Genomic DNA, 10,621 nt, shown 5'->3' with positions numbered 1-10,621 from the left:
ATGGTGTCGGCGTCCGGACCCCAGCGGTAGGCGATCAGTGGGGCGGTGAGCAGGTCCACGACCTTGATCCGGTCCCGGCGGGCGAGATGGGAATCGGGGCGGGTCACCGCGACGATCGCTGAAGTTCCGACTCGTATCGAGCGCATCGGCTCTTCTGGAGATGTGGAGATGACAAATCCGGCGTGCGCTACGCCGTCACGGACCTGACGGACAACCTCGTCGCTGTGCGCCACTCGACAGTGCACGTCGATCGCGTAGGGCGCCAGGACCGACAGGGTGAGAGGGAACAACAACGAGCCCAGACTTGCCGGCGCGGCGACCACCAGCCGTTCGCTGCGCGTGGACCCTACCTGTGCCACCGCTTCGTCGAGTATCCGCAGACACCGCTCCGCATAGTCGACGAAGCGTTCGCCCGCTGGGGTGAGACTGCTCCCCCTGGCGCCGCGTTTGAAGAGCTTCTTGCCCAACCGGCGCTCCAGGGCGGCCAGCCGTGCGCTGACGGAGGCGGCGCTGAGGTGCAGTTCCGCGGCTGCGCTCGAAAAACTCCCACACTTTGCGACGGCGACGGCGACCACCAAATCACCGCTTTCGACTGGTGGACCGTAAGACATAGGCAGAGCCTAACGCTAACGGCAGTCAGTTGGGGTCTACCGAGATGCTGTCGGGTCTCGCAAGGTAAAGCCATGTACAGCTCGACGAACCTCACCGGCCGTGCCGAGCACTCATCGGCAACCGTGTCGGTTGATGACGACAATCGGCTGAAGCGCGCTCTGGGAACACCGTCCCTCGCGCTCCTCACGTTCTCGAGCGTGATCGGCTCCGGATGGCTGCTCTCGCCTTATCGGCTGGCCAAGGCCGCGGGACCGGCCAGCATCATTGCCTGGGTGATCGGTGGCTTCGCAACGCTGCTCGTTTGCCTTGTCTTCATCGATCTGGCCTTCCGGCGACCGCTCTCCGGCGGCAATGTCCGCTGGCCCCGGATGTCCAGCGGCCCCATGGTGGGAGCCGCAGTGACATGGGCGGTGCTATTACAGGCGGTGTTCGCCGGACCGAGCGAGTCCACCGCGGTCGCTCAGTACGTCAGCCGTTGGATACCGGCGTTGGTCACCGGCGACGAAACACTGACGTGGTACGGGCGGCTGTTCGCCATCGTGCTGTTGGTGCTCTTCTCGGGTGCAAGTTTCTTCGGGGTTGTCTACCTCACCCGCGTCAACAACGTGATCACCACTCTCAAGCTGGTGATTCCCGCCCTCACCATTGTTTTATTGCTGGCGAGCGGGTTTGATACCGAAAACTATTCGGCAGGAGGCGGTTTCGCACCCTATGGGCTGTCGGCGGCCCTCACTGCAATCGTCGGGGGAGGTGTCGTCTACGCGTTCACCGGGGTGAACGGTGCGGCGGTGATGTCCGGCGAGGCACGCGACCCGCGAAAGTCGGTGCCGCGTGCGACCCTCATCGCGTGGGGCGGCTCCTTCGCCCTGTATCTGGCGCTCCAGGTCGTGATGATCTACACACCACCCAGCGGCCTACTGAATTCGGGATGGCACGGACTGAACCTGACTTCGCCCCTGGCTCAACTCGCCGGCCTACTCGGATTGGGTTGGCTCTCCACGCTTCTGATAGCCGACGCCGTCTTCTCTCCATCCGGGAGTATCCTCATGGGCCAGTCGATTAAGGCACGCTACACCTACGGCGCGGCCCAGAATGGGCTACTGCCAAAAGTTTTCACCGCTGTGAGCAGACGCTGGGGAGTTCCATGGCTGGCGCTGTCGCTGAACATGGTAGTCGGCGCGATTGTCATTGCCACCTTTGGCAGCTGGGGGTCGATCGTTAGTTCCATAAGCTTCTTCTACGGTCTCAGCTATGCGGCCGTATCGGTCGCGACAACGGTCCTGGCCGCAGTGGATGGGCCGGCCTGGCTTGGGCGGTGGAGTATCCCGGTGGGCGCCGCGTCATTCGTTCTGTCCGGTTTGATCCTCTATTGGTCGGGCTGGGACAAAGCGCGCGTTGCCGGTCCGTTGTTGTTGATCGGATTTGGGATCTACGCGTTTCGCCACTGGAGGTCGGGCAAGCGCGCCTCAGTCTCGGCCGCGCAGGGTTTGTGGCTTTTGGGCTGGGTCGTTGCAGTCGGAGTCATCTCTGCATTCGGGTCCTTCGGTGGCACCGACGCGATCCCCGCGCCATGGGACACCGTTCTAGCGGGTGCCGTCAGCATAGGTGCCTGGTTCATGGCGCAACGATCGGGCGTGGCGTATTACCGTGCGACACAAGCTCAGCGCACCGAGCCGGCCGTGCCGGCAGCAGTGTCGTCCTGAACAGCAAATTGCCAATGACAAAGAACTAGGAGCATGAAGGCATGACGCCCATTACGACAGCGTTCGACTGGAATCTGGAGCGTTCACGCTCCCGCGGCACCAAGCGGTGGTCCGTTTACGGTCCGGACGTGATCGATTTGACGGTGGCCGAAATGGATTTGCCGACTGCCGGGCCGATCGTCGACGCGGTAAGAGCCGCCGTCGACCGCGAGACATTCGGCTACCCGATCCCGCCACGCGGTTCCGGGCTGCTCGAAATCGCAGCTGGCTGGCTTGGCCGGCAACACGGACTGACCGTCGACCCCGCAGGGATCGCGATACTGCCCGAGTTGATGCGCGGGATCACCAACGCTTTAAATCTGTACACCCCGGCTGGGTCACCGGTCGTCGTTCCGACTCCCACTTACCGCAGTTTCTTTGGCGCCATCCAGAACGCCGGCCGGGCAATCGTGGAGACGCCCATGCTGTGTGGTGACGACGGGTACCGGCTTGACCTTGACGGCATCGACGCCGCGCTCGCCGCCGGCGCACGGGCTGTTCTACTCTGTCACCCGGCAAACCCGGTCGGACGGGTCTTCGGCGTCGACGAACTCACGGCCCTCGCCGACATCGTTGAACGGCACGACGCAGTGGTCATCAGCGACGAGATTCACGCCCCCTTGCGCTACGACGTCGACTTCGTGCCCTATGCCTCGATAGACGACCGCGCCCGCGACCATTCAGTCACGCTCTTCAGTGCCACCAAGGCATGGAACATCGCCGGCCTCCGGACCGGATTCATCGCCCTGACCAATCGGCGGCACCGCGAAGCGTGGGCGGCGTTGCCTGGGGCCGCCACCGGCGGGATCAGTCCCCTGGGAATGGTCGCCACCGCCGCGGCCTTTGAGCACGGTGAGCCGTGGTTGCGACAGGCATTGGAGTTTCTCGACGGGATGCGCAGGTCTCTGCACGACGTGTTCGGCGACGGCGGTTTGGCGCATATCTACACACCGCCGGAAGGCACTTATCTGGCGTGGCTGGATCTACGCTGTACCGGATTGGTCAATCCGGCGGCGCTGTTGCTCGACGAGTATCAAGTGGCGACCACACCCGGACCTGATCACGGACTGGCGGGCAAGGGATTCGTACGGCTCAACTTCGCGACCGAACCCGATGTGCTGCTCGAATCTGCCCGCCGGATCAATGACTTCGTGATGAAACACAGCTCCGACAGCGCCCGCTAACCGTCAGGACCGTTGTACCGGCAGATGACCAGGCTCTACCAACCGGCGCACACCACGACCACCACGTCCTGGGTGCGTGGCCAAGGGCAGCGCCGTCGAGGGATGGGGAGAACGACCGATGGGTTCAACGCGGATCGAACGTGATCTACTCGGCGACCGCGAGGTGCCCGAAGACGCGCTCTACGGTGTGCACACGTCGCGAGCGCTGGAGAACTTCACGATCAGTGGCATTCCGATCGGTCGTTACCCCGACTTTGTCCGTGCTCTGGCCAGTGTGAAATGCGCCGCCGCCGTGGCCAACCGTGAGTTGGGATTGTTGGACACGGATCGTTGTGAAGCCATCGTGCGAGCTTGCGAGGAGATTCGGGATGGCAGACACCACGATCAGTTCGTTGTCGACGTCATCCAGGGTGGCGCCGGGACATCGACGAACATGAACACCAACGAGGTGATCGCCAACCGAGGCTTGGAGATCCTGGGACATCGCCGCGGCCAGTACGCGCATTTGCATCCGCTCGAGCACGTCAACCTCTCGCAAAGTACGAACGACGTGTATCCCTCTGCGCTGAAGGTTGCGCTGCACTTCGCCGTGGCACGACTGAGGAATGCCATGACGGTGCTGGTGGATGTATTCGCCAGTAAAGCAACTGAATTCGCCCACGTGTTGAAGCTGGGCCGGACGCAACTGCAGGACGCGGTACCGATGACTCTTGGACAGGAGTTCGCAACCTTTGCCGTGATGGTCAGGGAGGACCACGCACGTCTGGGGGAGGCGCAGAACCTGATCCGCGAAATCAACCTGGGTGGCACCGCGATCGGTACGCGCCTCAACGCGCACCCCGACTACTCCGGAAGAGTGCGCCGAGAACTGCGACGGGTAACAGGTCTCGATCTGTCGACCGCGGCCGATCTCGTCGAGGCGACCCAGGATGTCGGCGCCTTCGTTCAACTGTCCGGCGTTGTCAAGCGCACCGCCGTGAAGCTGTCAAAGATCTGTAATGACTTGCGTCTGTTATCTTCTGGACCACGTGCTGGTCTCGGAGAGATCAGTTTGCCGCCCGTACAAGCTGGGTCCAGCATCATGCCTGGCAAGGTCAATCCGGTCATCCCCGAAGTAGTGAGCCAGATAGCCTTCGAGGTGGTCGGCAACGATGTCACGATCACGATGGCCGCGGAAGCCGGCCAGCTGCAGTTGAACGCTTTCGAGCCGGCGATCGCCCACAGACTGTTTGAGTCCGTGTCCCAACTGACCGCCGGATGTGAGGCTCTCTCGAAGCGCTGCATTCCCGGGATCCAGGCCAACGAGGAGCATTTGCGTGCGAACGTGGAAAACTCCATCGGATTGGCGACCGCTCTCAATCCGTTCATCGGATACGAAGCTGCCTCGCGCCTCGCTGCCGATGCGCTGATCGGGGGCCAATCAATTGGCGATCTGGCCGTCGCTCGTGGTCTTCTCAGCGCGGAACGACTTGCGGCGATTCTCAACCCCACAACCCTGGCATCTGTGAACCCGGCAGGGTGATTCGATGCGCTTTTGGACAAGGATGGTCTACGGAAAAGAGGGTGTCCGCTGACCCGCAGTGCGCGATCATTGCCATATTGACGGTCTAGAAGGAATGGTGAATGGCCGGCCCGGTCGGTGACCTTGCCGGCCGGTGCCATTCGTGCGGCAGTGACCTGCACCGACGGGCGCGATTCTGCGATATGTGCGGAACCGCCGTCGACGCGCAGGCGGTGACCAGCGAACATAAGCAGGTCACCGTGCTGTTCGCCGACGTCGTCGACTCGATGAGGCTCGCCGCCGCCGTCGACACCGAGCGGCTCCGAGAAATCATGAACGAGCTGTTCAACCGCGCCGCGGCGGTGGTGCAGCGCTACCGCGGCACCGTGGACAAGTTCACCGGCGATGGGTTGATGGCGTTGTTCGGTGCGCCCGCGGCGTTGGAGGATCACGCGCTGCGGGCCTGCATCGCGGCGCTGGAGATTCAGTCGGTGACCGACGCGCTGGCCGCCGAGGTGGCCCGCCGTGACGGCGTCGCCCTGCGACTTCGGGTCGGACTGAACTCCGGAGACGTCGTCGCCGGACAGATCGGGGCGGGCGGATACACCGCCGTCGGCCATCCGGTCGGTCTCGCGCAGCGGATGGAATCGGCGGCTCCGGCCGGAGGAGTCATGTGCTCGCTGTCCACCGCGCGGCTGGTCGAGGATGCCGCGCGGCTCGGCGTCGTCGAGCAGCTCACGGTCAAGGGGCTCGACCAACCGCTGTCCGGGCGCCGGCTCCTGTCGACCGAAACCGGCGGCCCGGTGCTGGGCCGCACTGAGGGCGCCCTGCTGGGCCGTGAGGTGGAGCTGAACCACTTGCGGGAGATTTTCGACTCGGGCCGCGGCGGTCCGGTCGGTCTGATCGGCGAGCCGGGGCTGGGCAAGACCCGGCTGGTCGGCGAGTTCGCCGCGGACACCGAACGCCGGGGTGCGACTGTGGTGGTGGCGCGCGGCGCGGCGCACGCCTCGGTCGTCGCCTTCCGCATGCTCTCGCTGCTATTGCGGGGAATGTTCCACGTGGACGGGCTCAGCCCGGCCGGTGCGCGGGAGCGCACCGTCGCGCAGTTCGGCGGACGCCTGCAGGTACCGTCGCCGGACGCGCGAGTGCTGTTCGAGGCCATGGGAATCGGCGACGCCGACGCAACCGGATCCGATAGCCGCGACGCCATCGCGGATCGACGCCGCCGGCTGGTCGAACTCATGGCCACCGCTGTCCGCGAGTGCGATGTGCCGACCGTCTTCGTGCTCGAGGATGTGCACTGGATCGACGCACCCAGCGATGAGGTGCTCGCAGATTTCGCGGCCGAGATCGACGATGTCGCCTCGGCCACGGTCGTGGCCACCTACCGGCCCGAATATCAGGGGGCGCTGCGGCGAAACCCCGGCCGGACCATCAGGCTGCGGCCACTGCCCGATTCGGTGGCGGTCCGCCTGCTGGGTCATCTGCTCGGGGACGACCCGTCACTGACCGGGCTGGCGGCCAGGATCGCCGATGTGGCGGCCGGAAACCCGTACTTCGTCGAGGAGATCGTCCGGGATCTCGCGGGCCGCGGCGTGTTGGTGGGCACCCGCGGTGGGTACCGGATGGTGGGCGACCTCGACCGGATCGCGGTGCCCGCGACGATCCAGGCCGTGCTGGCGGCACGGATCGACCGGCTGTCGGCGCCCGCGAAGCGGGTTTTGAACGCGGCCGCGGTGATCGGTGCCGAGTTCGATACCGACACGCTGCGGGTTCTGCAACCCGAAGTCGAAGTGGATCGACTGGCCGAACTGGTCTCGGCGGAGCTGATCGACCAGACGGAATTCGTTCCCCGGCAGCGGTACTGCTTCCATCATCCGTTGGTCTGTACGGTGGCCTACGAGTCCCAGCTGAGCCGTGACCGGGCACGTGCGCATGGTCGCCTCGCCGTCGCCATCGAGCACCGCGACCTCGAGGCGGCCGATGAGAACGCCGCGTTGATCGCCGCTCACCTCGAGGCGGCGGGCCAACCCGCGGCGGCCTACCGCTGGTATATGCGGGCCGGGCAATGGATTCGCCGCAGGGATATCCCCGCGGCACGTGAGCAGTGGGAACATGCCCAACGCCTGGCCGACGGGCTGCCCGATGACGAGCCAGGGGTGGCGGGCATGCGGGTCGCTCCCCGCACCCTGCTGGTTTCGACGTCGCTCTACGTCGGCAACAACGTCGACACGGCTCGGCGTTACCGTGAATTTCGGGATCTCGCATCGCGAACCGAGGATTCCAGGTGGCTCGGGATCGGAACCGCGGGGCAGCTCTGGGCTCTCACGGCCAACGGCGAGGCCATCGAGGAGGCCGCGGCGCTGGCATCGGAGCTGCACCGGATGGCCGAGGATGCGGGCTGGGATGACGAGGCCACCGGCATCGTCATCAACGCGGTCGCGTTCTCCAAGCTGGCCAGTTGCGAATTCGCCTCCGGGCTGAAGGCTCTCGACCTGCTGACGGTGGACCGGACGCCACCGGTCGAGCTGGCTCCGGCGCTGGCGCTGCGCGGTGTCCTCGAGTTGTGTCTCGGTGACGCCGAACCGGGCCGACGGCACCTGAATGAAGGCATCGAACTGGCCCGTGCGGCCATGCCGATGACGTTCACCCACACCGTCCTGTACTCGGGAGTCGTTGTGGCCCTGGGTTTATGTGATCCGGACGAGCTCATCGACGAGCTCCGTGACGCGGTGCGGGTCGCCCATTCGCTCGGCGAAGCCAGCGGTATCGTCTGCGTCGACTGGGCGCACGGTACCGCGGTACTCCGTTCGCGGAAAGGGTCCGACGAGGGCGCGACCGATGACCTCCGGCGGGCGCTGTCGTATATCGACCGCTACCACTCGATGACGTTCATCAGGCCCACGATCATCGCGGACCTGGCAACCGTTGCGGCCCTCACTGGTGACCGCGCACGCGCACTCGCGGATCTGCGGACCGGATTCGCGAGATATGCCGGCAAAGGTTCCAGGGTGTTCCTGGGGTGCCTCGGGGAGGCACTCGTCGAGATGCTGGTCGAGTCCGGACGCGAGGACGAGCTGGCCGAGGCACGGCGGATCACCGGGCAGTGGCCGCGGCTGCGGCCCGGGATCCCGGCGCTCGACATGTGGTGGCTGCGCTCGCAAGCCCTGCTGGCCCGGGCCGCGGACGATGAACCGGGCTACGCCGACTGGTCGGCTCGCTACCTGAAACTGTGCGAAAAGCTGTGCGCACGAGGCAGGCTCGATGCGGCCCGGCGGATGAGGTGACGATGGCGACGATTCTGGCCTACACCTCGCCCGCGCTCGGTCACCTGCTCCCGATGAGTGCACTGCTCGCCGAATTGTCGAGCCGGGGTCACCGGGTGAACGTGCGCACCCTGTCCTCCGGGGTGGATATCGCACGTCGGCTCGGTTTCGCCGCCGAACCGACGGACCCGCATATCGAGGCGATCGAGATCGACGATTGGAAGGCCGCCAACCCACGGGCCGCGCTGAAGCTCGGCGTTGCGGCCTTCGGCCGGCGAGCCGGGTACGAGATCGCCGACCTCGCCGGCGCGGTCCGCCAGGTCCGCCCGGACGCGCTGCTCGTCGATGTGAACTGTTGGGGTGCGCAATCGGCGGCCGAGGCGGGCGACATCCCATGGGCCACCTTCGCGCCGTACACCCTGCCGCTGCGGGCCGCCGGGGTCCCGCCGTTCGGGTTGGGCCTTCCGCCGAGGACCGGATGGTCCGGCCGGATACGCGATGCCGCGGTGCGGGCCGCGGTTGTCGGCACTCTGGAGAAGATCATGCTGCCGCCGATCAATCGGGTCCGGATGGAAGTTCAGGTCCCACAGGTGAATTCGATGGATGAGTTTCTCCGCCGGTCTCCGTTGATCCTGCTGGCCAGCGGCAAGCCGTTCCAGTACCCCGTCACCGAATGGGGCGATGCCGTCCAGATGATCGGGCCCTGCGTGCTGAACCCGGGGAGCAGTGGCAGACCGGACTGGCTGGACGCGATCGACCGCCCGGTCATCCTGGTCACGACGTCCTCGGAGCGGCAGGCCGACGCCGAACTCGTTCCGGTCGCCATCCGGGCCCTGGCCGACGAGCCGGTCCACGTGGTCGCGACGATGCCGGCCGGGCTGTCGCCGCAAGCCGAATCGACCGCTAATGTCACTGTGCACCAATTTGTTCCGCATGACGTCGTGCTCGACCGGGCGATCTGTGCCGTGACCCATGGCGGGATGGGGGCTACCCAGAAAGCGCTGGCGCGCGGCATCCCGGTGTGTGTGGTGCCCTACGGACGGGATCAGCTCGAGGTGGCCCGCAGGGTGGAGGTGGCGCGTTGTGGAACCCGACTGCCCGCCCGGCGGCTGACACCGGACCGATTGCGTGACAGCGTGCGCGAGGCGATGCGGATGGTTCCGGGGGCGCGCCGGGTCGCAGACGGGTTCGCCGCGACCGGCGGGGTGTCGCGCGGTGCCGACCTCGTCGAGCAGCGGGTGTTCGGCCTGACGCATTGACGCTACCCTGACGCACATGACCGAACCCCGCGACGTCGACGCCATGTTCACCGAAGTGCTGCGAACCGAGGACGACGCGCTGGTCGCCGCGCGGGAATCGACGCAGGCCGCGGGGATGCCCGCGATCGAGGTATCGGCACAACACGGAAAATTGTTGTCGTTGTTGGCCACCATCTCCGGTGCCCGCAACATATTGGAGATCGGCACCCTGGCCGGCTACAGCACCATCAACCTGGCCCGCGGCGCCGGGCCGGACGGCCGCGTCGTCACCTGCGAGTACGAGCCCCGCCACGCCGAGGTGGCCAGGACCAATCTGGAGCGGGCCGGGGTGGCCGACCGGGTGGAGATCATCGTCGGCGCGGCGCTGGACACCCTGCCCCGGCTGGCCGAGCGTGGCTGGGGCTCGTCGCAGACCTTCGATTTCGTTTTCATCGATGCCGACAAGGAGAACAACGTCGGCTATGTCGAGTGGGCCCTGAAATTGGCCCACCCCGGGTCGATCATCGTGGTGGACAACGTGACCCGGATGGGACGCGTGTTGAACCCGGCCGCCGACGACGCTCAGGCGCTGGCGGTCCGCGACATGCTGGAGATGATGGGCCGCGACGACCGCCTGGAGGCCGCGGCGATCCAGACCGTGGGCACCAAGAACTGGGACGGGTTCGCGGTCGCGCTTGTCAGGTGAGCCAGCGCATCACGAGCGTGCGCAAACTGCCGGCGTTTCACGGTGTGTCGGGCAACAGACCCGCGCGCTCGCGGTGCTCGGGCTTGGGCCACGGCTGCGGTTTCGGGCGCTGCCGCGGCAACTGCGGCCACCAGAACCACTTGCCGAGCAGCGCCGCGATCGACGGGGTCATGAAGGACCGGATGACCAGGGTGTCGAACAACAAACCGAGGCCGATCGTGGTGCCGACCTGACCGATGATGGCCAGCTCGCTGACCGCCATCGACATCATGGTGAACGCGAACACCAGCCCGGCCGCCGTCACTACCGAACCGCTGCCGCCCATGGCCCGGATCATGCCGGTGTTGAGCCCGGCGTGGATCTCCTCTTTCA

The 10,621-nt window shown here is 65.9% G+C and carries 8 protein-coding genes; 6 read left to right on the top strand and 2 right to left on the bottom strand.

Annotation, left to right across the window (positions count from 1 at the left end; genetic code table 11):
• The coding region (locus ACWDTP_RS33690; RefSeq protein WP_450027561.1) for a LysR family transcriptional regulator at positions 1-575 on the bottom strand (575 nt) is incomplete at its 3' end.
• Between the two features lie 108 nt (positions 576-683).
• On the opposite strand from ACWDTP_RS33690, the gene ACWDTP_RS33685 reads away from it, so the two are divergent.
• From ACWDTP_RS33685 to ACWDTP_RS33660, 6 genes are all read left to right on the top strand, one after another.
• Positions 684-2,315 carry an APC family permease gene (locus ACWDTP_RS33685; protein WP_450027560.1) on the top strand — a complete coding sequence of 544 codons (1,632 nt, stop codon included), beginning with the start codon at positions 684-686 and terminating at the stop codon, positions 2,313-2,315.
• Between the two features lie 41 nt (positions 2,316-2,356).
• The gene (locus ACWDTP_RS33680; protein WP_450027559.1) at positions 2,357-3,538 is read left to right on the top strand and encodes a MalY/PatB family protein; all 1,182 of its coding nucleotides are present in this window, start codon (positions 2,357-2,359) and stop codon (positions 3,536-3,538) included.
• Between the two features lie 118 nt (positions 3,539-3,656).
• Complete coding sequence (locus tag ACWDTP_RS33675; RefSeq protein ID WP_450027562.1) at positions 3,657-5,060, top strand: aspartate ammonia-lyase; 1,404 nt, start codon at positions 3,657-3,659, stop codon at positions 5,058-5,060.
• 101 nt (positions 5,061-5,161) lie between these two features.
• Positions 5,162-8,326 carry an ATP-binding protein gene (locus ACWDTP_RS33670; protein WP_450027558.1) on the top strand — a complete coding sequence of 1,055 codons (3,165 nt, stop codon included), beginning with the start codon at positions 5,162-5,164 and terminating at the stop codon, positions 8,324-8,326.
• Positions 8,327-8,328: 2 nt separating this feature from the next.
• On the top strand, positions 8,329-9,564 hold the full coding sequence (locus tag ACWDTP_RS33665) for a glycosyltransferase (protein ID WP_450027557.1): 1,236 nt from the start codon (positions 8,329-8,331) through the stop codon (positions 9,562-9,564).
• Between the two features lie 16 nt (positions 9,565-9,580).
• Positions 9,581-10,249, top strand: a complete 669-nt coding sequence (locus ACWDTP_RS33660; RefSeq protein WP_450027556.1) for an O-methyltransferase — start codon at positions 9,581-9,583, stop codon at positions 10,247-10,249.
• A 37-nt stretch (positions 10,250-10,286) separates the two neighbouring features.
• Here ACWDTP_RS33660 and ACWDTP_RS33655 read toward each other — a convergent pair.
• Positions 10,287-10,621, bottom strand: a 335-nt coding sequence (locus tag ACWDTP_RS33655; protein ID WP_450027555.1) for an MMPL family transporter, incomplete at its 5' end; no start/stop codon positions are given.

Source organism: Mycobacterium sp. NPDC003449 (genome assembly GCF_053588415.1).
Note: the sequence above shows the minus strand (reverse complement) of the source record. Positions and strands in the feature narration are given on the sequence as shown.

Coding starts and splice junctions, on each gene's coding strand:
- ACWDTP_RS33685 (WP_450027560.1), top strand. CDS start 684: ATGTACAGCTCGACGAACCTCACCGGCCGTGCCGAGCACTCATCGGCA.
- ACWDTP_RS33680 (WP_450027559.1), top strand. CDS start 2,357: ATGACGCCCATTACGACAGCGTTCGACTGGAATCTGGAGCGTTCACGC.
- ACWDTP_RS33675 (WP_450027562.1), top strand. CDS start 3,657: ATGGGTTCAACGCGGATCGAACGTGATCTACTCGGCGACCGCGAGGTG.
- ACWDTP_RS33670 (WP_450027558.1), top strand. CDS start 5,162: ATGGCCGGCCCGGTCGGTGACCTTGCCGGCCGGTGCCATTCGTGCGGC.
- ACWDTP_RS33665 (WP_450027557.1), top strand. CDS start 8,329: ATGGCGACGATTCTGGCCTACACCTCGCCCGCGCTCGGTCACCTGCTC.
- ACWDTP_RS33660 (WP_450027556.1), top strand. CDS start 9,581: ATGACCGAACCCCGCGACGTCGACGCCATGTTCACCGAAGTGCTGCGA.